General features: G+C 64.3%; 22 protein-coding genes. 1 reads left to right on the top strand and 21 read right to left on the bottom strand.

Going from position 1 to position 22,696, the window contains the following annotated elements; translation table 11 throughout:
* Positions 1-8: 8 nt before the first annotated feature.
* The 11 genes from fliP to fliF form a co-directional block, all read right to left on the bottom strand.
* Entirely contained in the window at positions 9-815 is an 807-nt protein-coding gene (fliP, locus tag UC34_RS23975) for a flagellar type III secretion system pore protein FliP (RefSeq protein WP_072617533.1), read from the bottom strand.
* Entirely contained in the window at positions 815-1,399 is a 585-nt protein-coding gene (fliO, locus tag UC34_RS23970) for a flagellar biosynthetic protein FliO (protein ID WP_237165190.1), read from the bottom strand. The genes fliP and fliO overlap by 1 nt, the downstream gene beginning before the upstream one ends.
* A 20-nt stretch (positions 1,400-1,419) precedes the next feature.
* On the bottom strand, positions 1,420-1,875 hold the full coding sequence (gene fliN, locus UC34_RS23965) for a flagellar motor switch protein FliN (RefSeq protein ID WP_044457462.1): 456 nt from the start codon (positions 1,873-1,875) through the stop codon (positions 1,420-1,422).
* Positions 1,875-2,873, bottom strand: a complete 999-nt coding sequence (gene fliM, locus UC34_RS23960) for a flagellar motor switch protein FliM (protein WP_044457461.1) — start codon at positions 2,871-2,873, stop codon at positions 1,875-1,877. The genes fliN and fliM overlap by 1 nt, the downstream gene beginning before the upstream one ends.
* A 7-nt stretch (positions 2,874-2,880) precedes the next feature.
* Complete coding sequence (fliL, locus tag UC34_RS23955; protein WP_237165189.1) at positions 2,881-3,315, bottom strand: flagellar basal body-associated protein FliL; 435 nt, start codon at positions 3,313-3,315, stop codon at positions 2,881-2,883.
* Positions 3,316-3,543: 228 nt separating this feature from the next.
* Positions 3,544-5,034 (bottom strand): flagellar hook-length control protein FliK, encoded by a 1,491-nt coding sequence (locus UC34_RS23950; RefSeq protein WP_052811224.1) that lies wholly within the window; start codon positions 5,032-5,034, stop codon positions 3,544-3,546.
* Positions 5,035-5,053: 19 nt separating this feature from the next.
* Positions 5,054-5,506, bottom strand: coding sequence for a flagellar export protein FliJ (gene fliJ / locus UC34_RS23945; protein ID WP_044457459.1), 453 nt, complete (start codon positions 5,504-5,506; stop codon positions 5,054-5,056).
* A 12-nt stretch (positions 5,507-5,518) separates the two neighbouring features.
* Positions 5,519-6,895, bottom strand: coding sequence for a flagellar protein export ATPase FliI (gene fliI / locus UC34_RS23940; RefSeq protein ID WP_269466248.1), 1,377 nt, complete (start codon positions 6,893-6,895; stop codon positions 5,519-5,521).
* 368 nt (positions 6,896-7,263) lie between these two features.
* On the bottom strand, positions 7,264-7,923 hold the full coding sequence (gene fliH / locus UC34_RS23935) for a flagellar assembly protein FliH (protein WP_044457458.1): 660 nt from the start codon (positions 7,921-7,923) through the stop codon (positions 7,264-7,266).
* Positions 7,924-7,942: 19 nt separating this feature from the next.
* Complete coding sequence (gene fliG / locus UC34_RS23930; protein WP_072617532.1) at positions 7,943-8,941, bottom strand: flagellar motor switch protein FliG; 999 nt, start codon at positions 8,939-8,941, stop codon at positions 7,943-7,945.
* On the bottom strand, positions 8,928-10,619 hold the full coding sequence (gene fliF / locus UC34_RS23925) for a flagellar basal-body MS-ring/collar protein FliF (protein WP_044457457.1): 1,692 nt from the start codon (positions 10,617-10,619) through the stop codon (positions 8,928-8,930). The genes fliG and fliF overlap by 14 nt, the downstream gene beginning before the upstream one ends.
* A gap of 349 nt (positions 10,620-10,968) precedes the next feature.
* Here fliF and fliE point away from each other — a divergent pair, with 349 nt between their 5' ends.
* A complete protein-coding gene (gene fliE / locus UC34_RS23920) occupies positions 10,969-11,304 on the top strand; it encodes a flagellar hook-basal body complex protein FliE (protein WP_044457456.1) in 336 nt (111 codons plus the stop codon).
* A gap of 69 nt (positions 11,305-11,373) precedes the next feature.
* Here the strand turns inward: fliE and UC34_RS23915 are convergent, their stop codons facing one another.
* The 10 genes from UC34_RS23915 to UC34_RS23870 form a co-directional block, all read right to left on the bottom strand.
* Entirely contained in the window at positions 11,374-12,594 is a 1,221-nt protein-coding gene (locus tag UC34_RS23915; RefSeq protein ID WP_044453341.1) for an ISL3 family transposase, read from the bottom strand.
* Positions 12,595-12,713: 119 nt separating this feature from the next.
* Positions 12,714-13,910 (bottom strand): ATP-binding protein, encoded by a 1,197-nt coding sequence (locus tag UC34_RS23910; protein WP_044457455.1) that lies wholly within the window; start codon positions 13,908-13,910, stop codon positions 12,714-12,716.
* 255 nt (positions 13,911-14,165) lie between these two features.
* On the bottom strand, positions 14,166-14,531 hold the full coding sequence (locus UC34_RS23905; RefSeq protein WP_044457454.1) for an EscU/YscU/HrcU family type III secretion system export apparatus switch protein: 366 nt from the start codon (positions 14,529-14,531) through the stop codon (positions 14,166-14,168).
* A complete protein-coding gene (fliK, locus tag UC34_RS23900) occupies positions 14,528-15,982 on the bottom strand; it encodes a flagellar hook-length control protein FliK (protein WP_044457453.1) in 1,455 nt (484 codons plus the stop codon). Before fliK ends, UC34_RS23905 begins: the two co-directional genes overlap by 4 nt.
* Before the next feature lie 41 nt (positions 15,983-16,023).
* A complete protein-coding gene (locus UC34_RS23895; RefSeq protein WP_044457452.1) occupies positions 16,024-16,362 on the bottom strand; it encodes a flagellar protein FliT in 339 nt (112 codons plus the stop codon).
* Entirely contained in the window at positions 16,355-16,789 is a 435-nt protein-coding gene (gene fliS / locus UC34_RS23890) for a flagellar export chaperone FliS (RefSeq protein ID WP_044457451.1), read from the bottom strand. The genes UC34_RS23895 and fliS overlap by 8 nt, the downstream gene beginning before the upstream one ends.
* Positions 16,790-16,837: 48 nt before the next feature.
* On the bottom strand, positions 16,838-18,886 hold the full coding sequence (fliD, locus tag UC34_RS23885) for a flagellar filament capping protein FliD (RefSeq protein ID WP_044457450.1): 2,049 nt from the start codon (positions 18,884-18,886) through the stop codon (positions 16,838-16,840).
* A gap of 157 nt (positions 18,887-19,043) precedes the next feature.
* Entirely contained in the window at positions 19,044-20,465 is a 1,422-nt protein-coding gene (locus tag UC34_RS23880; protein ID WP_044457449.1) for a flagellin N-terminal helical domain-containing protein, read from the bottom strand.
* 508 nt (positions 20,466-20,973) lie between these two features.
* Positions 20,974-21,633, bottom strand: coding sequence for a response regulator (locus tag UC34_RS23875; protein ID WP_010807699.1), 660 nt, complete (start codon positions 21,631-21,633; stop codon positions 20,974-20,976).
* Positions 21,630-22,535: a sensor histidine kinase gene (locus tag UC34_RS23870; protein WP_052811222.1), complete on the bottom strand. Its 906-nt coding sequence runs from the start codon at positions 22,533-22,535 to the stop codon at positions 21,630-21,632. The genes UC34_RS23875 and UC34_RS23870 overlap by 4 nt, the downstream gene beginning before the upstream one ends.
* Between the last annotated feature and the right edge of the window lie 161 nt (positions 22,536-22,696).

Here is a 22,696-nt window from a genome sequence, read left to right as displayed (position 1 = left end):
CCTCCGCGCTACATCGTGAAGCTCTGGGCGAGCGAGCCCAGCAGCAATTGCCAGCCGTCGACCACCACGAACAACATGAGCTTGAAGGGCAGCGAGACCGTGGACGGCGACACCATCATCATGCCCATGGCCATCAGCACGCTGGCGACCACCAGATCGATGATGAGGAACGGAATGAAGATCGTGAAGCCGATCTGGAACGCGGTTTTCAGCTCGCTCGTCGCAAAGGCCGGCACGAGAATGCGCATTGGCACATCTTCGGGGCCATTCATGGGCGGCGTCTTGGCGAGCTTGGCGAAGAGGGCGAGGTCGGCTTCGCGCGTCTGCTTGAGCATGAACGCGTGGAACGGCTTGGCGCCGGTATCGACGGCCTGCTCGAAACTGATCTTGTTCGCAGCGAACGGCTGGTAGGCGTTGGCGTAGACCTGATCGAACACGGGCGACATGACGAAGAACGTCAGAAACAGCGCCAGCCCGATCAGGATCTGGTTCGGCGGCGAGGTCGTCACGCCGATGGCATGACGCAGCAGCGAGAGCACGATGATGATGCGCGTGAAGGCGGTCATCATGAGCAACATCGCGGGCAGGAAGCCCAGCGACGTGAGCAGCAGCATCGTCTGCACGGACAGCGAATAGGTCTGTCCGCCGCCGGGCGCCGGTGTCGTGGTGAAGGCGGGCAGCGTCGCCTGCGCCAGGGCGGTGCCGGGCAATGCCAGACAGACGAGGCATGCAAGCGCCAGACCGAGGGCCAGGCTCAGGGACAGACCGGCCTTGCGTGCAGCAAAGCGGGCAGACGACACACCGCCGCGCGACATCAGGAATCCTTCTTCATGGACTCGCGCAACTTTTGCGCAAAAGCTTGCGCGGCGCGATTGGCCTGCGCACCCGGCTGGGCGACGGTCGGCGCGGCAGGCAGGTCGGCGACCCGGTCCGCGTCGATGACATGCAGGCTGCGCACCTGGCCGGGCGCCACGCCGAGCACCACCCAGTCGCCGGCGACCTCCACCACCACCACACGTTCGCGCTGGCCGACGGCCGCGCTTCCCACGATGCGCACGTTGCCCCCGCCAAGCGGGCGTTGCAGGCCGAAGCGCTTCGCGAGCCAGGCCAGCCCGAACAGCAGCGCGAGCACCAGAACCAGGCCGAAGCCCGTCTGGACGATGCCTGCGCCGCCAAGACTCGGGACCGCCGCGGCCTGCGAGGCCGCGCCTTGGGCGTAGGCACTGGACGCGCAAAGCCAGCCAAGCGCCACGCCGGTCACGCCAGCCAGACTGGTCGGGCGGATCGGTGCGGAGATCGGGGAGATCGGCGAACGGGACAGACGATGCGCCACGCAGTGCATGGCGCGAGCAGAGGCGGGCGCCGTGGCGGCGCTTGCCGCAGCACGCCGCACGGGCATGCCGCGGACTTTCGTTGCAATCATCGGTTGAGCTTACGGATGCGTTCGGATGGCGTGATGATATCAGTCAGGCGGATGCCGAACTTGTCGTTCACGACCACGACTTCCCCCTGCGCGATGAGGCAACCGTTGACCAGCACGTCCATCGGCTCGCCAGCCATGCCGTCGAGTTCCACCACGGAGCCCTGAGCGAGTTGCAGCAGGTTCTTGATGGCGATCTTGGTGCGGCCCAGCTCCACGGTCATCTGGACCGGGATGTCGAGAATCAGATCGATGTCGTTGTGCGTGGCCGTTGCGGGATTGCCGGCCGTGGCCGCGAGCGGCTGAAACACGGGGGCGGCCGGGGCCGTCTGGGCGAAAGCGGGTTGCGGTGCGGCAGCCGCCGGCTCGGCAGCGGTCTGCTCTGCCATGGCACTGGCCCACTCGTCCGCCATGGCCTGGGCGTCGTCACCGGGCGTTTGAGGGGTATCGCTCATCACTCGTTGTCCTTCGTGTAATCGCTGTGCGAATGGTTGATCATCTGGTTCACGCGCAGCGCGTATTGACCGTTGAAGACGCCGTAATTGCAGTGCATCACGGGCACGCCGTCGACCTTGGCTTCGAGCACCTCGGGCACGTCGAGCGGAATCACGTCGCCCACGCGCATGTTGAGCAACTGCGAGAGCGTCATGTCGACCTGCGCGAGGTTCGTCACGATCTCCACGTCGGCGGCCTGCACTTGCTGCGAGAGCAGCCGCACCCAGCGCTTGTCGACTTCCAGCGTCTCGCCCTGCAACGGGCTCGAGAGCTGGTCGCGCATGGGCTCGATCATCGAGTACGGCATGCAGATGTGGAATTCGCCGCCGACCGAGCCGAACTCGATGTCGAACGTGGTCGTGACCACGACCTCGTTGGGCGTGGCAACGTTCGCGAACTGCGTGTGCATTTCGGCGCGCACGTATTCGAATTCGACCGGATACACCGGTTTCCACGACGCGCCGTAGTTCTCGAACACCAGATCGAGCAGGCGCGCAATGATGCGCTGTTCGGTCTGCGTGAAGTCGCGTCCTTCGACGCGGGTATGGAACCGGCCGTCGCCGCCGAACAGGTTGTCCACCACGAGAAACACGAGGTTCGGATCGAACACGAACAGCGCCGTGCCGCGCAGCGGTTTGATGTGGACCAGATTGAGGTTGGTCGGGACGGGCAGATTGCGAATGAACTCGCTGTACTTCTGCACGCGCACCGGGCTCACCGAGATTTCGGCGCTGCGGCGCATGAAGTTGAACAGCGCAATACGGAATAGTCGCGAGAAGCGGTCGTTGATGATTTCGAGCGTGGGCATGCGCCCGCGCACGATGCGCTCTTGCGTCGCGATGTTGTATGGCCGGATGCCGGAATGATCTTCCGAATCGGACCGGTCATCCTGTTCGCCGGTGACACCCTTCAGAAGGGCATCGACTTCTTCCTGCGACAGGAACTCCTCATGCGCCATGAATCACTCACTGAATTACAAACGCGGTGAACAGGACGTCGCCCACGGCTTGCTGCGGCATGTTGGCGGCGAACGGCTGCGCGACCAACGAACGGATCTCGCTTGCCAGACGGCGCTTGCCATCGATGGAGGCGAGGTCCTGCGGCTGCTTCGACGACAGCAACAACAACACTCGACTACGCACTTCGGGCATGTGCTGCGTAATGCGGGCCTGCGTTTCGGCATCCGCCACCTTGAGCGAGAGGCCGATGTGCAGGTAGCGCTCGCCATCTTCGCCCGAAAGATTCACCGTGAACGCGTCCATGCTCACGAACACGGGCGGCGGGGGCGGCGGCGGTGCTTTTGCCGTTTCGTGACGTCCGGTCAGCAAATACACGGCCGTTGCGGCGCCGGCCGCTGCCATGAGCGCCACCGCCACGATCAACAGAATCCATTTGCGCATGCCCCCTCCGGGGGGAGCCGCGGCTTGTGTCGGTGCGGGATTTGCCATGTATTCGCCTGCTATTGGGTAGTGATTGTCGGCCAACCCGCCAACGGGTGATCGACCGAAAAGAAGGGACAATCGCGTCTAACTCGCGTCTTTGTCTTAACGGCAGAAAAACCCGCTTGCTTTAGGGTGCCGCGACCGGCGCCGCGACGGGTGTCGCGACTTCAGGCATCTCAGGCTGACTTACGCAAACGTGTCCACGAAGCCGTTGCTCGCGCGCACAGGCACGGTCACGGTGGCGGCAATGGCGCCCTCGTCGGCGCTCTGGCCGAAGCCTGGCGTGCCGCGTGCATTGCCATTGCCGGTACCGTTCCCGGCGCCGTTGCCGTTCGCGCCTTGTTGAGCGAAGGCTTGTTGCTGCGAGCTGTCGCTGCTCACGGTGGCGTTGCCCAGCGCGATGCCGTTATTGGCCAGGCTTTCGCGCAACTGCGGCAGCGCGGCCTGCACCGCGTCGCGCACGGCGGCGTGTTGCGAGACGAACATCGCCTGCGCCGAATCGTTCGCCACGTTCAGCACCACGTGCAGCGGGCCGAGATCCGGCGGGTTCAGGCTCAGCTGCGCCGTTTGGGCATGAGCGCTGGACAGCCACACCACTTGTTGCGAGAGCTGATGGTTCCAGTCCTGCGTACCCACGCGCGCGTTCAGGGCGAGCGCGGCGGGCAGATTGACCTGCGCTTGCAGTTGCGGCGAGGCGTCGACGGCAGGCGTTGACGTTTGCGCTGCCTGTGCAGCGGCCTGGGCCGCCTGTGTCGCTGTGGCAGCGGCTTGCGAGACCGCGTCGCGCTGGCCCTGCGCCTGTGCGAGCGCATCGGCCATGCGTTGTGCGTTCTGCGCGTCGGTGGCTGCGACCGGCGGGGTGGCCTTCGCGTCCGTCGCCACCGGTTGAGCGGTTGTGGGTGACGGGGTCGCGGCGGCATGCTTGGCCAGCGCGTCGAGCGAGATGCCACCCGTCGGGGTGGTCGTCGATGCGGCCGGCGTGACCGTGCCCTTGACCGGCGTACCCGCCGTGGCGGTGGTCGTTCCCTTGGCGTCGGCTTCGGCGGTGCCGGCGCCGACCGGCGGCTGCCCCGTCAGTTGTGCTGCGCCTGCGGCCTGCATGGCTCCCGTTACTGCGGCCGTGATGGCGGCGCCGACGCCGGGCTTGCCGTCGGTGACGGTCGCGTCCGCGTTCGCCGTGGTCGGGGCGGGTGCCGTGACCTGGAGCGGTGCGTTGTTCATGGCGGCGAGCGCGACGGCAAGCGCTGCGGCCGGATCGCCCGGGGCGGCAGCTGCCTGCGTTTCCTCCTCGTCGTCCTTGCCGTCGTCGGCGTTCGACTTCGAGGAGGTTTTCGAAGCGTTCGTTTGGTTGGTCTGGCCGCTTTGGCTGTTTTGGGCGCTTTGACCGCTTTGGCCCGCCTGCGTCGTCTGGCTCGTCGACGCGCTATCGGTCGATTTGGTCGATTTGGTGCTGTTCGAAGCGTCGGACGAACTCGTCTGGGTGCCCTGCGCGGCGTTGTTGTTCGTGGCGGCGGCGGGCTGCGCGGTCTGACGCGTTTGCTGCGAGAGCACGGCGGCGAAGGGCAGTGCGCTGCTGTCGTCGCCGTTCGACGAACCGGCGCGATTGTTGCCGCTCACGGCCTGTGTGGCAGCGCCGGCAGCACCGGCGGCATCGGTCAGGAAGCTCAGAATCGACATAGTGGGCTCACCTATTCCTTTAAATCGGGGACTCGGCACGACGGCGCAGACTGCGCGCGGCGTACTCGTCGTTTTCCTTCTGCTCGCGACGTGCGACGCGCACGGCGGTGCGAGCGGCGTCGCGCGAGGCGAGCGTGCCGAAGGAGTTCAGGCGGCGCTGCTGGGCCTGCCATTCGCGGCGCGCGGCCGCCAGGCGCTCTTCCGCTTGCTGGAGCAGCATGGCCTGCTGTCCGATGGCAGTGTCGAGCGTATCGATGAATTGCTGGAAGTTGCGCCAGTCGCACCCTGCCATGCCCTGAACCGTCGCCGTCTGCATGCGCGTGCGGTACTCGTGGCGATACTGGCGCAGCGCTTCGAGCTGACGCTCGACTTCGGCGCGTTGCGTCTGACGCTCGCCAAGCAGGCGCGCGGCTTCGTCCACGTCCTTTTGCGCGAGTTCGATGAGCAACTTGAGGGGCAGGGTGGAATTCATGGCCGCCTCCGGTTAGTGGAACAGCCCGCGCAACTGCTGCACGGCGTCCGGATAACTGGCCCGCTCGCGCATGCCCTGCTGCAGGAACGCTTCGAGACGGGGATAGAGCTCGATCGCCTGATCGAGCATCGGGTCGCTGCCCGGGGCGTACGCGCCCACATTGATGAGGTCGCGATTGCGCTGGTATCGGGAGAGCATTTGCTTGAAGCGGCGCACCGTATCGAACTGGCCGTCGTCGATGAGCGCGGCCATCGCACGGCTGATCGATTGCTCGATGTCGATGGCGGGGTAGTGACCCGACTCGGCGAGCTGACGCGAGAGCACGATGTGGCCGTCGAGAATGGCGCGTGCCGAGTCGGCAATGGGGTCCTGCTGGTCGTCGCCTTCCGTGAGCACGGTGTAGAACGCCGTGATCGAGCCGCCGCCGTCCGGGCCGTTGCCGGCGCGCTCGACGAGCGCCGGGAGCTTGGCAAACACCGACGGCGGATAGCCCTTCGTGGCAGGCGGCTCGCCGATGGCCAGCGCGATTTCGCGTTGTGCCATGGCGTAGCGCGTGAGCGAATCCATGATCAGCAGCACGTCCTTGCCCTGATCGCGAAAGTACTCGGCGAGCGTGGTGGCGTAGGCCGCGCCTTGCAGGCGCAGCAGTGGCGAGACGTCGGCCGGCGCCGCCACGACGACGGAGCGCGCCAGACCGTCCGGCCCGAGAATGTTCTCGATGAAGTCCTTCACTTCGCGGCCACGCTCGCCGATCAGCCCGACGACGATGACTTCGGCTTGCGTGAAGCGGGCCATCATGCCGAGCAGCACGCTCTTGCCCACGCCGGAGCCGGCGAACAGACCCATGCGCTGGCCGCGTCCCACGGTGAGCAGCGAGTTGATGGCGCGCACACCGACGTCGAGTACGGATTCGATCGGTGCGCGACCCAGCGGGTTGATCGGCACCGAGGCGAGCGAGGCGCTGTCGGTCATGCCGAGCGGGCCGAAGTCGTCCAGCGGGCGACCGGCGGCGTCCACCACACGGCCGAGCAGCGCTTCGCCCACGGGCAGGCGCTTGCCATTGTGACGTTGCGACGGCAGCGGGCCGTCGGCCGCAGGTTCCATCGGAAACACGCGTGCGCCGGGCAGCAGGCCCGCCACCTCGGTCTGCGGCATGAGGAACAGGCGGTCGCCCCCGAAGCCGACGACTTCGGCTTCCGCGGTAGCGGGTTCGCGCGACGCGTCATGCACGGGTAATTCGATCAGGCAACCGGCGCCGACCGGCAAACGCAGGCCCACGGCTTCGAGGACCAGACCGGCCGCGCGCGTGAGACGACCGCAGCGGCGCGTTGGTTCGACGGCATGCACGTGCGCAATGCGCTCGCGCAGCGTGTTCTGCCAACGGCGCAGATGCGCGTCACGCGAAATTTCGCGCGCATTCAGTGCATTGTGCGCGGCGTGGCCGGTGGGCTTGGGCGCGCTGGCAGCGCTTTCGGCGCCTTCGTTGCCTCCGTCACCGCCGTTGGCATGCTGCGTTTGACGGGCCGCGTCGTCGTCGCCGGAGGCAACGGGCGCTTCGTCTTGATCGTCATGATCGTCGGGCTGCAACGCCCCGGCCTGCGCCGTGTGCGCGTTCGTGTCGATCTCATCCCACAGCCGCACCGAAGGCGTGGTGCCGTCGTTGGCCGGCGCCGGTGTGGCCGGCGCTGCCGGCGCATGCGTGTTCTCGGTGCTGTGCAGCACCGGCGCATGTGCGGTGAGGGGAGTGAGTTCGGCGTTCACCACGGCAGATCCTTGCCGAGGGCGGCCATCACGCGCTGCCAGCGGGTGGCGACGGTGGCGTCGACTTCGCCGCTGGCGGCTTCGGCCTTGCACCCGCCGCGCCCGATCGACGGGTCGGCACGCACGGTCCAGCCAGCGGCGCGTAACTCCGCACCGACATGGGACTCGACGAGTTCGACGTCTTCCGGATTGAGCAGCAGGCGCGGGGAGCCCGTGAGCGGATCGTTGGTCAGCAGGTCGCGCACGATCGGCAGCAGCGTTTCCGGGTGGATCGAGAGCGTCTGGTGCAAGGCCTGACGTGCGATGTCGAGCGCGAGGCCGAGCAGCGGTTCGGCGACCTCGCGGTCGATGGCGTTCACCGCGTCGCCGAAACCATGTGCGATGTCGGCGAGTTGCGCAGCGCGCGTATCGACTTCGTGTTTTCCGGCGGCCTGACCGGCGGCATAACCTTCGGCATGTCCGGCAGCGTAGCCTTGTGCATGCCCTTCGGCGCGCGCTTCTTCGCGCCATTTGGCGATCTGCTGCACCAGCGCGGGATCGTCGAGCGGGTTGGGCGGTGCAGGTTCCGGCGGTGGCGGGGGCGGCGGCGGATCGAACGACGCCATCTCCCAGCGTTGCCAGGCGGAGAGGCGTTCTTTCGGAATGATGGTCGACATGCGCGCGGGCCCCGTTTCGTTACACGTACGCGTCGTCGCCGCGGCCGCCGATCATGATGGCGCCCTGATCGGCCAGGCGCCGCACCACTTGCAGCACCTTCTTCTGTTCGGCTTCCACTTCCGAGACACGTACCGGGCCGCGCGACTCCAGGTCTTCGCGCAACAGTTCGGCCGCGCGGGCCGACATGTTCTTGAAGAACTTTTCGCGCAGTTCGGAGGGGGCGCCCTTGAGCGCGATGATGAGCGACTCGGACTCGATTTCCTTGAGCAACACCTGGATGCTGCGGTCTTCCACGTCGAGCAGGTTCTCGAACACGAACATTTCTTCGACGATTTTCGCCGCGAGGTCCGAGTCGTAATTGCGCACGGCTTCGATGACCGATTCTTCGTGCACGCCGCCCAGATAATTGAGAATTTCCGCCGCCGTGCGCACGCCGCCCATCGGGCTGCGCTTGATGTTCTCGCTGCCCGAGAGGAGCTTGGTCAGCACGTCGTTCAATTCGCGAAGCGCGGCGGGCTGAATGCCGTCGAGCGTGGCGATACGCAACACCACGTCGTTACGCAGACGTTCGGTGAAGAGCGCGAGCACTTCCGACGCCTGATCGCGGTCGAGGTGCACGAGGATCGTCGCAATGATCTGCGGGTGTTCGTGGCGAATCAGTTCGGCGACGGCCGTGGAATCCATCCACTTCAGGCCCTCGATGCCGCTGGTGTCGCCGCCCTGCAGAATGCGCTCGATCAGGCCGGCGGCCTTGTCGTTGCCCAGCGCCTTGTTGAGTACCGAGCGGATGTATTCGGACGAATCGAGCGAGAGCGCCGAGTGCTGTTCGGCTTCGAGCACGAAGTCCTGCAGCACGTCGGCGATCTGGTCGCGCGTGACTTGCCGCAGCGAGGCCATGGCCGCGCCGAGCTTCTGCACTTCGCGTGGCGCGAGGTACTTGAAGACCTCGGCCGCTTCGTCTTCGCCCAGCGACATCAGGAGGATGGCGCTGCGTTGGAGTCCCTCAGCCGCGCTCATCGCCACCACCCACCCATGCTTTGACTACCGTTGCCACGATCTTCGGATCCTGTCGCGCCACTTGGCGTGCGTACTGCAAATTACGTTCGTAGGCGCTCAGTTCGCCTCGCTTGCCGGCTTCGCCGTCGGCATCTTCGCCTTCGGCGCCCTCGGTACCTGCGGCGGCGCCGGCAGCGCCCCCTGCACTCGCCAGCGACGGTTCGGCCGGCGGGGGCGGTGTCAGGTGCTTGCGAATGGCCGGACGAATCACACCGAACCACAGATACAGACCGATCAGGCCGATAAGCGCCCACTTGCCGACTTGCTTGGCCAGTTCGATGTTCTGACGCTGACGCCACCACGGCAGGTTGGCTTCCGGATCGGTTTCGACTGTGAACGCGCTGTTGACGATGTTGATCGTGTCGCCGCGCTGCCCGGAGAAGCCGATGGCTTCCTTGGACAGGTTCTGAATCTGGTCGAGTTGCGCCTGCGTGAGCGCCACCATGGCGGGCTTGCCCTTCGCGTCGGTGCCAGGACGATAGTTCACGACAATGGCTGCCGACAGGCGCTTGAGGCCACCGGTGGCTTGCTGCACGTGGCGGATCGTGCGATCGACTTCGTAGTTGACCGTGGCGTCCTTGCGATCGCTGCGCGGACCTTGCGGTGCGCTCGCCGCCCCCGGCGTCGCGGCGCCTTGCTGGGCGAACTGCTGCTGCTGCGTGATCGGCGCGGTGGCCTGTCCCGGCGGCTGGTTCGACAGCGCGCCCGGCACGCCGCCTGCGGCGTTGGCGCCGATCTGCGACGCTTCGCTGCTTTGCTGGCTGCGCACCGCCTGCTCGCCCGCGTTCGGCTTGTAGTTCTCCGAGGTCTGTTCGACCTGGTTGAAATCCACGTCGGCCGTCACCTGCGCGTGCACGTTACCGGGGCCGACGATCGGATTCAGGATCGCTTCGATGCGGCGTGCGTACGACTGTTCGAGCTCGCGAACGTATTTGAGCTGGCTGGCGTCGAGCCCCAGGGCATTGCCGCTTTGGGCGGAGAGCAGATTGCCGTTCTGATCGAGGACGGTCACGTTCTTGACCGGCAGCTCCGGCACGCTCGACGCGACCATATGCACGATGGCGCTGACCTGTGCGTCATCGAGCACGCGGCCCGGATAGAGCGTGACGAGCACCGAGGCGCTCGGCTTTTGCTGTTCGCGCACGAACACCGAGGGCTTCGGAATGGCCAGATGCACGCGTGCGGCCTGCACGGCGGAGAGCGATTCGACCGAGCGCGCGAGTTCCCCTTCGAGGGCGCGCTGGTAGTTGACCTGTTCGGCGAACTGGCTGATGCCGAACTTCTGGTTGTCCATCAGTTCGAAGCCGACCAGACCGCCCTTGGGCAGGCCTTGGGACGCCAGACGCAGACGCACGTCGTGCACCTGTTCGGCGGGCACCAGAATGGCGCCGCCGCCCTCGGCGAACTTGTACGGCACGTTCATCTGCTGGAGCGAGGTGATGATGGCGCCACCATCGCGATCGCCCAGGTTGCTGTACAGCACCTTGTAATCGGGGGCGCGGCTCCACAGGAAGACGGCGATCAGCAATGCGACGATGGCCGCGCCGCCAATGAGCAATGGCAGGCGCTCGCGGGAGCGCAACTGCGCGAGCAGGGGCGGCTTGGCGGCGACGTCAGCCGTCTGGGTGGCGGCATTCATGCGCGGCTCCACGCCAGAGGCATTGACATGACGGTCATCGCGGTGGAAGTGCTCACTAACATGCGACAGAATTCTCCGGATACGCGTGGCGTCGTGCGCGCATCCTTGGGGTATTAAGGATTGGTAAGACACTCGGTCATGGTGCGCACGATGCCGATGGTCCTGATTATTCGTTGGCGAATGTGGAATCGTTTCGAGGATTAGGCGGGTCTTTTACCGTTAATTAGGCTATTGAGGGCTTGTCAGGCGGTGGTAAGCTCCGACGTGACTGATAAAAGGCAAACCGGCGTGCCTCGTGCGAATGCATAGGGGGCCGGTGGCGTCATCGACACGAGCAAGGACAAGCATCATGGCCATTCCGGGAATCGAATCGGTACTGCAAAAGCTGGGCGGCGTTGCGGCGCAGGCGGCGGGCTCGATCATTGGCACGACCAGTGCCGGCGCGGGCGCCATGTCGAAGACAGGCGGGTTCGCCGCCGAACTCGAAGCGTCGCTCAAGCGTGTATCGGCGTCGCAAAACGGTGCGGAAGCACAGGCCCGCGCGTTCGAAATGGGCGAGCCGGGAGTGGCGCTCAACGATGTCATGGTCGACCTGCAGAAAGCCAACATCGGCTTCCAGATGAGTGTTCAGGTGCGCAACAAGCTCGTTTCGGCCTACACCACCGTGATGAATATGCAGGTCTGATGCCGAGTCGTTCGTCGACTGCATCGGTTCTGCGAGAAGCCCCGTCCGACGACGGGGCTTTTTTGTGGTTCATCGTGGATTGCCGGGGAAAGCTGCGCGGATTTTGAGGAAGAAATATTCCTCGTCACGGTAGCCGTATGCCCGGCGCTTGATGACCTTGATGGTGTTGTTGATGCCTTCAACGACGCTGGTGTTAAGTGGGTGTCGGCAGCGGGCCAGGATGCCGTGCCAATAGCCTTGCAGGCGCTGCGCAAATAGTTTCAGCGCAGCGATACCGCTGTCGTTGGCTTGAGTAATCCACTGCTCCCATGCCTTTTGCGCCCAAGCTGGCTTTCGGTAGAACCACAGTCGCTTGAGTTCGTCTCGTAGCAAATAGACGCACAACAGAGGCTGGTTGGCTTGCAGCAGCTCACTCAGGTGCACGGACTGTTCCGGCCGTAGATTCTTTTGATTGCGTAAGAGCAGCCAGCGGCTTGATTTGAGGACTTTGCGTGCTGGCCGGTCATCTCGGAGTCGGTTGGCCTGATCGACTCGGACCCGGTCGATCACTTCGCGTCCGTATTTGGCAACGACATGGAACAAGTCGTAGACGATTTCGGCTTGCGGGCAGTTCGCCTTGATTTCCAACTCGTAGGCCGTTGTCATATCGATGGCAACAGCCTCGATATGCTCTGCAACGCCCTCGGGAAGCTGGTCAAAGAAGGCTCGGGCAGTTTCACGCGAACGGCCATTCCCAATCCATAGCACCTGCCGACTGAGCGGCTCGACCACCACCGTGGCGTAACGGTGGCCCTTGTGCAGAGCGAATTCGTCCATCGCCAAATATCGAACCTGTGTCCAATCCGGCTCGGCGATGCTTGCTCGCAAACTCGCTTTGTCGATCGCTTTAACGGTATGCCAATCCAAACCGTAGAACGCTGCAACGGCCTGGACATTGGTCGACTTGAGCAGAATTTCACAGGCCTTGGCAAAGCGCGCTGTGACCCGTTGGTAGCGCCCGAGCCAGTCCAATTTCTCCAGCCTCGGGCCACCACAGTGCTCGCACCAAAGCCGACGACGCGGCACATGCAGCACCACTCGATATTCAAACAAGGGAAGATCCCGAACCCGGCGCACCGTCGTCTCGTGGATCTGCGAGCAACGCTTGCCGCATTGCTCGCACAGCATCACTCGGCTTAATGGCTTCAGATACAACGACAGTGTCCGACTGTCCTGCGAAGGCCACTCCACTCGCTCAACTCGGTATCCCGTCCAGCAACCGAGGGCTTCCAGCGCTTTTCGATCTAGCAATTGCTCCTCCGAACACCGTCTCTATTGGCGTCAGATTATCAATTGCCTTGAAAACCTCCACGGTTTTCCACGATGAACCTTTTTTGTACCTGCTGTGTTTGGTGCGCTGCGTGAATCCACTAGGCCGCGTCCGCTGGCGTCAACTCAGGCATGATTCGCTTCAGAAATTCATGGAAGCGCGGCACGCTGAATTCCGTTTCTCCAATCAGTGACTCGTGGAGCATGCCCTTGGCCACCAATGCTTCCCGGATGGGTTCCGTGACCTCCGCTGGTTCACCGAACTGCTTCGCAACGGTGTTCACGTCGTGAGGGCCCGCCCCAATTTCTGCCATAACACGTAGATAGCGCCGCTCCAGGAATGTCAGACGTTGGAAGCGAAGTCGGTAGAAATTCTTGTCCAGCGCCTCAATCGCAGAAGTCGATATCTGTCTGACGTGCTCATACGTAATCGGGCTTTCGTTGGCGGCCCTCCATGCAAGCTTCCCCCATTGCTGAAGGAAGTACGGATAGGCACCGGTCTGTGCAACGATTTCGTCCAGTGCGTCAGATGAAATCAGGACGCCTTCCCGCTCGGCGGGGATTGCGATGGCGTTCCGGGCATCGATGTCGGCGAGCGGGCCGATGTCGTGAATCTCGAACATGCGTTCCGCGTAAGACTTGGCGTCGCCGACTTTCTTGATCAACGGCGGCAAACCAGCGGCGACAAGCATGATGGGCAATTGATGCTGAGTACAACGATGAAGCGCGTAAAGCAGTGACGACAACTGCTGCTGGGGCATCCCCTGGAACTCGTCAATGAAGATCACGAGGGCAGTGCGCGCCAAACGCGCCGCACGTCCGGCCTCGACAAGGAGGGTGCACAGGTCAAGCTCAAGGTCGCCACAATCTGCCAGCCCCGGCTCCGGCGGGTAATCCAGACCCACCTCAATGTCGCCATATTTGACTCTCAGTCCGGCGACGAAGCCGGAAAGTGCGCGCAGTCCGCGAACTACCGCGTCTTTCGCCATTTGAACTTGGTTTATACGTAGTAAAGCGATTCGTATGGCGGGTGCGATGGAGGCCGGCAGCGACTTCACCTCCGGGGCTTCGAGATGAACCGTAATCGCGCCTTGCTGCTCAGCGTCATATAGCAACCGCTCAAGAAGTACTGTCTTACCCACGCCTCGGAGGCCAACGAGCAATTGCCCGTTGGCGTGACGTCCGTTTAGAAGCCGATCGATGCAGATTCGCACTTCCTCTCGTGTGTCATTGCGTCCGGATAGGACCGGAGGCACAGTGCCTGCGCCGGGATTGAATGGGCTTAGTTTTCCGTCCATTTTTTGACGAGATCGAAAGGGTAAGCAAGGGACGTGCGCGGATGTACGCTGCAACACGTGGCGAAAGAAGACATGCTATTGGCATCCCTTGCTTCGTGCGCGAGGCGAGCGGATGCGTCGCCGCGAGAACCGCCGCAGATACTTTCAATGGTGGGCTTCCGACGAATCAGGCGAGCGAACGACCAATCACGGAAATCGGACGGTTCACGCGATACACGCGTCTCGCGTGCATTGCATGACCTAGCGTCTGCGGTGTCAGGCGGACGGCGTTGGGGAGGGAGGGGTGGCGGGGCCGGCGGCGTCGGTCGGCGCTTCCGGTGCAACGATGCCCGGCGGCAGTGGTGGCGGGTTGCCGCCGCGACCCGCTTCGAGTTTGTAAAGCCAGGCCAGCAGTTCGGCGACCGCCTGATACAACTGCGCCGGAATGCGCTGGTCGAGATCGACCTGCATCAGCAGACTCACCAGTTCCGGCGACTCGTGCACGTACAGGCCATGCTCGCGCGCGGTGCGCACGATAGTCTCGGCGAGCAGGCCGTAACCCTTGGCCACTACGCGAGGCGCCGAGTCCTTCGCGCCATAGGCCAATGCGACCGCCGTGCGGCGCTCCGGTGGCAACGTCATGCGTCACCCCCGGTCGTCGGCGTGGGTCCATTCACAGGCGCGGGCAGTTCGGCAGTCTCGGTGTCGGACGAGGGTGAATTTAGCGCACCCTCGCTCCCGACCTGCGGCATCGGGGCGGCGCCTGCGAAGGCGCCTCCTTCATCCAGCGAACCCAGCGCACCGAACGACAACTGACTCGCAATGAGGCCGACCGCCGCCAGCCGCTGACGCAAATCCTCGCCCTCGTTGGACAGCGCTTGCGTGGCGTCGGTCGAGTCGGCCAGCAAACGGGCCTGCAATTGCTGCCCCGACAAGCCGAGCGTGACGTCGACAGTGCCCAGCGACGGCAGGGTCAAACGCAAATGCGTATGCCAGGTCGTTGGCGCCGCAGCCTCTCCCGGGGCCGGCTGCCCGGGGCGTTCCTCGACCTGCCACTCCATGGGTGCACCGGGCCACGCCATGCCGTTCCACTGAAACTGGGGATTGACGAGCATGTCGAGCTGCTGACGCACCAGCGTCACGCTCTCCGCCGGGGTGTTCGCCACGGCCGCCATCGCAGCGGCGGCGCCATGCGGCTGCGCCGCCGTTGCTGTCCCGCCTGCCGCCAGCGAGCCGTCGCCGCCGTCATGACCGGACGGCAGCACGTTGCTCGTCGTATGCGCCACGCTCGCCGCATGGGCCAGTGCATTTGCGGTATTCGGAAGGTTCGCGCTTGCCCGAAGTCCGCCATCGGCGCCGTCCGTCGTTCCGAGCTGCGCCGGTGTGCCGGACTGGGCGGTCGGGGCGGCTGACGGAGTGGGCGTTGCCGTCGGCAATGTCGAAGCCGCCAGAGCCGACGGCGTGAGCGTTGGCCAGCCCGTCGCCAGTGCGGCTTCGCCCCCGGCCGGGCCGAGCAGACGGGCGAGCGGCCCGGGCCCGGGTAGCGTGGCGTCGGCGCCGGCTGCACGCAATTGCGCAGCGAGATTGGCAGACGCCGGCCAGCGCAACTGTGGCTCCGCCTGCAATTGCTCGAACGAACGACTGCCCGAGGCCCATTGCGACAGATGCGATTCGTAGAAAAGCCCGCTCGTGGACAAGGCTTCCTTGAGCGCAGCGGCGACGAGCGGCGCCAACGCCGGCGCGCCGGTGCCGGGCGCAGCGGGCCACACCGGCGCGCTGGCCTGTACGGGACCGGGCGATTCGGGGGCGATACGCAGGATCGTGTCGATGGTGCGCGCAGCAGCGGAGAGCGTTGCCTGCTGAATCGGCGTGGGTGTCCGGGCGGCGCTTTGCGGTGTTGCGTTGCCGGGCGCTGCGGCCGTCGGCGACGTTCGGGTCGCGAGATCGCCAAGCGCGGCGGTCGCGTCGCCGGCAGGTTGCGAACCGGCTATCGCGGTGGGCGCGGTCGTCGAAGCGACACCTTGCCCAATGCCGAGCAACGAGTCGAGCCGCCGGGCGAGTGTCGTGGCCAGAACCGAGTCGAGACCGGCCATGCCTTACTCCGAGATGCGGACGATGTGACGCGCAGCGCGCGTCAGGCGCCCAGGTTCAGGCCGTAGACTTCGTGCAGGGCACGTTGACGGCGCGTGCTGTTGATCATGGCGTCGAGGTGCGCCAGATGAGGAACCGCGAGATCGCGAATGGCAGCGTCGTCGGCCAGAATGCGGCGAATGATGGCGTGCTTGCGCGAGCGCTCGTCTTCCGAGAGCGGCAGATCGGCGTCGAGCTGCTTGATCGCATCGACCTGCGCACGATACTGCGACTCAAGGTCGATCAGGGCATCCCAGTCGCCGTCGCGCGCCACGCCGAGCATGCGCTCCGTGAGGCCGGCAATACTTTCGTAGCAGTTCAGCAAGGTCGTCGCTTCATTCATAGCGCACTCCGGTGCCCGCCTGAACGGCGGGGGCACCCGTGCCGGTGCTCGGCGCGATCGCTCGCCAGGCCGATGCAATGGTGTCGAGCAGGGTGTCGACTTCTTGTACCTTGGCCACGTCGTTCTCAAGATTCGCTTCGAGCAGACGTCGCCCCATGTAGTCGTAGAGATCACGCAAATTGCGAGACAGTTCCCCACCGACTTCCATATTCAGGCCATCGCGCAACCCACCGATGATCTCGATGGCTTTCGAGATGGCCTGACCGCGTTCGGCGATGCGGCCGTCTTCGAAATGCACGCGCGCCTTGGTGAGCGCGGCCTTCGCGCCGTCGAAGAGCATCACGATGAGCTGATGCGGGCTGGCGGCGATCACGCCCGTTTCGAGACCGACCTTGCGATACGCGTTGGCGGCGTTTTGACCGTACATGACTTTCTCCGAAGCGCGTGGCCGATGTGCGTTGCGTACCTGCTGCGATTACTTCGACGACGAAGACGACGAAGACGATCCGCCCAGCACCTGCTTGAGGTAGTCGCTCGTGTTCTGCAGCTTGGCCATGGTCGCGTCGAGTGCCGTGAACTGCGCGAGATAGCGGCTCTGCATCTGCGTCATCTGGTCCTGCCAGTCGCTCTCCTGTTGCTGGATCTGCTTGATCGTGCTGTTCAGACTCGTCTTCGCGCTCGAAATGGCGCCCGTGGCGCCGAGGAAATCCGTCACCTGGTTATTGAGCAGCGACGCATAGCCCTGTGAGAACGCCACCGTGCCGCGACTGCCCGTGGCCGTGCCGCCGATCGTGAGCTTCAGGCCGTCGACGGCCGTCCCGGCGCCGCCCGTGAGCGTTTGACCGGAGCCGACGGCCAGCATGCCGCCGATCGTACCTTGGACATCGACGCCCGTCTTGAGCGTGTTGGTGCCGAACACCGCATCGAAAGCGGAGCCGCCGGTGACCTGAACGCGCGAGGCCGACCCGTAGCGGTTGGACGTGATGGTCAGAATGCCGCTTTTCTGGGCGACGCCCACGGCCGACCCTGCGGCAGAGAACACGCTGTTGCCGTTGATCGCCGACTGAATGGCCGTGGCGAGCTGGTCCGCCGTGTAAGTGCCGGCAGGGATCACCACGCTGGCATTGTTGCCGTCGAGCGTGATGTTCAGTTGATTGTTCCCGGCCGTGATCGTGGTGCTCGCAGGCAACGTGACGGAGCCGGTCGCGGTGCCCTGCGTGGCCGCCTGCGTGATGTTCACGGCGTAGTTGCCCGGCTGCGTCTTGCTCGACGAGCCGTTGTACGTCACCAGACTGTCGCTGCTGATGCCGTTGGTCGCGAGCAGCGAGGCCAGTTGCTGGAAGCCGTTGCCCGTCGTCATCGCCTTGTTCAGCGCGGTGGTGTCGACCGTCAGCGTGCCGTCGTTCTGGAAGTTCACGCCAATCTGGGCGAGCGACGTCAGGCCGTTGCCCTGCACACCCGGCAGGCGGCCGTTCAGAATCGTTTGCAGCTGCGTTTGCACCAGGTTCACCGTCGAGTCGCCGATCAGTGCGCCGGTCGCCTGACCCGTCGGATCGTACTTGGTGAGCGAGCTCATCGTGCTTTGCAGCGTGTTGTACGCCGTGGCAAAGCTTTGTACCGCCGAGGTGACCGCGCTGGTGTTGTTGCTCAGGGTGACGGTGGTCGTGCCTGCCTTGGCGAGCGACAGCGTCAGACCCTGCACGGCATTCTGGACGGTGTTCGTGGCGCTGGTGATCGCAAGACCGTTGACGGTGAGCTTGGCGTTTTGCCCGGCCGCCGTCTGCGTCAGGTTCTGCGTGCCGGTCGCGTCGTAGGTCAGCATGTTGGCGACCGTTGCATCGCCGCCGGCGGCCGCGCTGATGTTCATGCTCATCGCCTCGCCCGTCGTCTTCGACGTAAGCACGAGGCGGTACGGCGTGTTACTGCCGTCGTTGACGATCGTGGCATTGACCGGCGCGCCGGACGCGTTGATCGCGTCGCGAATGCCTTGCAGCGAGTTGTTGCTGCTGTCGATGGTGATCGTCACCGGTTGTTGCGAGGCGTTGGCCGTGAAGCCTGCGCCGGAATAGACACCGTCGGTGAGCGTGCCGCCGGTGATGGTGCCGAACGAGAAGGTCAGTTTGGTCGCCGTGCCGGAGCCGATGGCGCTCGTCTGATTGGTCACGCCGCTTGTCGTCAGGCTCTGTGCCTGCGCCAGTTGCGAAACGTTGACGCTGTACGAGCCGGCTGCCGCGCTCGTGCCGCTCGATGCGGTAAGAATCGTGTTGTCGCCGACGTTGGCCGACATTTGCAGATACTGCGACGCGCTCGACAGGGTCAGCAGCGACGCCTGGAACGCGGAGAGCGAGGATTGCAACTGACCGAGTGCGGAGAGCTTGGTCTGGTAGCTCGTTTCCTGGTTCTTCAGCAGCGTGAGCTTGTTGTTCGCTGGCTGCATCAGGCTCGTGACAAGCGCATTGACGTCCAGCCCCGAGCCGATGCCGGGAGAGGAAATGCTGCCAGTCGAAGACGTTGAAGTTGCCATGTTTTCTGCTCTCGCTTTGTTGAACTCGGGCTTCCTTGCCGACATGCCGCAACAGGTCGGTCTGTAAAGCTTAAGGCGGCGGCACCGCTTGATGCAGTGACGCCGCCGGCGGACCGCACGCTCGCGCGTGCGGTTTGACTTCAGTGCAGCTCCGGAATTACTGGAGGAGCTTGAGCACTTGCTGCGGCAGCTGGTTGGCTTGCGACAGCATCGAGATACCGGCTTGTTGCAGGATCTGCGAGCGGGTCAGGTTAGCCGTTTCCGCTGCGTAGTCCGTGTCTTGCACGCCCGAACGCGCCTGCGTCAGGTTTTGCGTCGTGGTCGACAGGCTCGAGATCGTCGACTGGAAGCGGTTTTGCGTAGCACCCAGCTTTGCGTTGAACGAGTCGACCGTGTTGATGGCTGCGTCGATCTGCGACAGCATCAACGTGGCGCTGTTGACCGACGTCACGTCTGCGGTCGCCAGGCTGCCCGACGTCGTGTACGTGCCGGCGGTCAGGCCGAGCTGCGTCAGGGTGCTCGGCGTGGCAGCGTTGGTCGACGAGATCTTGAACGACTGGCCCGAGCTGATGTGCATTGCGCCGGTCGTATCGATGAACGCGTTGATGCCGATGTTCGCCGAGTTGATCGCGGTGGCCAGGTCCGACGAGTTCTTGAACGTGCCGGTGATGTCGTGGGCAACGCCGTTGACCGTGAAGGTCAGGTCGCCGGTCGACAGCGTGGTCTGGAACTGCGAAGCCACACCGGTCGACGTGACCGCTGCACCGCCTGCGGCGATCGTAGCCGGCAGACCCAGGGTCGTTTGTGCCGTACCGCCGACGGTCAGGCCAGCGCCCGGATCCGTGTTGGCGATGACCAGCTGACCCGACGAGTTCACCGAAGCGATGTTCGCCGTGAAGCCTGCCTTGGCGCCGGCCGTGTTGATGGCGGCAGCCAGTTCGTTGGCGTTGTTGTACGTGCCGGCGGCAACGTTCTGTGCTGTGCCCGTACCGTCTTGAATCGTCAGGTCGCCAGCAGCGATCGTGAACGACAGCGGGTTGGTCGTCGAGTTGGCTTGAGCCACGGCGCCGATGCTTTGCGTGGTCATGCTTTGCGACAGGTCGACCGAGATGGTCTGGCCGGCGTTGGCGCCAACCTGGAAGTTCGCCACGCCCATCGTGCCGTTGAGCACCGACAGACCGTTGAACTGGGTTTGCGAAGCCGTACGGTTGATTTCAGCCAGACGCTGTTGGACTTCCTGGTCCAGTGCGGCACGGTCCGAATCCGAGTTCGTGGCGTTGGTTGCCTGAACGGCCAGCGTGCGGATGCGTTGCAGGTTGTCGGTGATCGACGACAGGGCGCCCGCAGCGGTTTGCACCAGCGAGATACCGTCGTTGGCGTTGCGCTGGGCTTGCGTCAGACCGTTGACCTGTGCCGACATACGGTCGGTAATGGCCAGACCGGCAGCATCGTCAGCAGCGCTGTTGATGCGCAGACCCGACGACAGACGCGTGATCGAGGTTTGCAGCGCGCCTTGCGACGAGCTCAGGTTACGTTGAGCAACCAGCGAGAAGATATTGGTATTGATGACAGATGCCATTTAGCAACTCCTTTCCCAAATTATTTGGCTCCGGCTTAAGCGCCGTAACTTTGGCTCACCAGCCAATCGCCGAAAGCCGCCGTTGTAGGGGATATCGGACGCGCTTTGGGAAAATTTAGGGTGGCTTTGCAAAATGCTTTCGCCACTTCCGTCGACTTGGCAGGTCGATGTCGGAAAAACGCTAGAAAGCCAGTCTACAAATTTCCTCCACGGTTGATCGGTCAAGGAAAGGGGCAATGTGCCGCCTATTCTTGTCCTGTAAGGCTCGGAGAGGTGCCGGGGTGGGGATGATCTGTGGCGTGCCGGACCGCAATTCTCAAGTCGTGGGGGCGGCCGCCGAGCACAGAAAAAAATTTTCCGGCGCCGTGAAAATTCTTCTCAATGACGTCGGTCGAGCTCAAAAATGCGCGTGGCCCGCATTGGCGGGCCACGAAGTGAGTACTTAGTTCTGATGATTCCCGAGGGAATCTTGCAGGAAATGTGGTGACGGTATCCGTGCCGAACGCGCTCAGGCGCAGACCGGCCCCATCTCGGCGCTGACCAGTCCGTGCTGCATCACGTAATACGTCAGCTCGGCGTTATTGTTAAGGCGCATCTTTTCCAGCAAACGGGTGCGATACACGCTTACGGTTTTCACCGAGAGGGACAGTGCGTTGGCGATATCCGTCAGGCGCTTGCCCGAGCCGATCATGCACAGCGTTTGGTATTCGCGGTCCGACAGGCGCTCGTGCGGCGGCTGGTCGGCGTCCGGGCCGAGATAGTCGGCCAGGGTTTCGGCGACCATCGGGCTCACGTACTTGCGGCCCGCGGCCACCTGCCGTACGGCCGAGACCAGTTGCTGGGCGTTCGAGCGCTTGCTCAGATAACCGGCGGCGCCGGCCTTGAGGGCACGCAGCGCGAACTGACCTTCGCCATACATGCTGAAGATCATGATCGGCAGACGCGGATGTTTGCGCCGCAACGTCTTGAGAATTTCCAGACCGTTCGTGTCCGGCAACGAGATGTCGAGCAGAACGATGTCCCATTGCGCGGCGTCGGTCATCTCCAGCGCTTCCGCGCCGCAGTCGGCTTCGCCAATGACGGCGATACTCCCGCTATCGGAGAGCAATTGCCGGACGCCCTGGCGCACGATGGCGTGGTCGTCGACGATGAGCACTCTAAGCGTCATGATGCGTATCCGTGAAGAGCAAGCGATTCCGGACCATGGTGGCCGGTCGGGGCAGACAGGATCTGATGCCAGGGAAGCCGTGCACTCACGAGCGTTCCCGATCCCTGAACACTGCCGATTCGTAATGTGCCGCCGAGCGCCGTGCAGCGCTCGCGCATGCCAACCAATCCGAAATGTCCCGGCTTGCGACGTGCGCCGCGGGCCAGCCCGCAACCGTCGTCGGAAATCGTGAGTTTGAGTGAGCGATGGCCGCCATCGAGCGCCACGACCACGCGCGTGGCGCGTGCGTGACGGGCGACGTTGGCGAGGGCTTCCTGCGCAATGCGGTACAAGGCCAGCACGGCGTCGGGTGTCAGGTTCGCAACGCGCTCGCGCGTCACGTCGTCGCAGCGCCAGATGCACGTGAGCCCGCTTTGCTCGCCGAAGCCGCGCACCCACGCGCGCAGCGATACGGCCAGGCCGGCGTCGAGCGCAGGCGGGCGGTTGCGGCCGACGAGCTGGTCGGCGGCGTCTCGCGCTGCGTTGGCTGCGTTTTGGATCTGGGCGCAGAAGGACTGCCATTCGGCGGCGCTCGTCGGCGCGCGATCGGCCAGGCGCGCCACCACCAGCTGCAACGCCGTGAGATGTGCGCCGAGCCCGTCGTGTATTTCCTGGGCGAGTCGCGTGCGTTCGGCTTCGCGAGCGGCGTCAATCCTGCGTGCGACGGACTGGGCGATCGATCGTGTCGACGCCGTGGCGGCGGTCCGCGCCGGGCGTGAGGCCGGCTCCACCGGGGGCACGTTCTCGCAGGCGGGCTGAACCATGTCCGAAGTCTGTGGCGTCGTGGCGCGCGCGTGCAACGCGTCGTCAATGGACGCGCGACGTCTCGCAGCCTGTGCGGCAGGATCGACGAGAAACGGCATGGAGGCAAATCCCTGAGAGAAAAAGTCCCGTGCCGCAACCCACGCGGCGAGACCCACATTCAATTTAACAAACTTTACATTTCGTCACAATTACACGCGGCGGGCACTCGCGTGGTTGACAGCGATGCGTAACTATTTGATTTGGATCAAGAAGTTTTCGC

The organism is Pandoraea vervacti (genome assembly GCF_000934605.2).
Classification (GTDB): Bacteria; Pseudomonadota; Gammaproteobacteria; order Burkholderiales; family Burkholderiaceae; genus Pandoraea; species Pandoraea vervacti.
The sequence above is the reverse complement of the archived record's forward strand: the minus strand, read 5'-3'. Positions and strand labels throughout refer to the sequence as shown.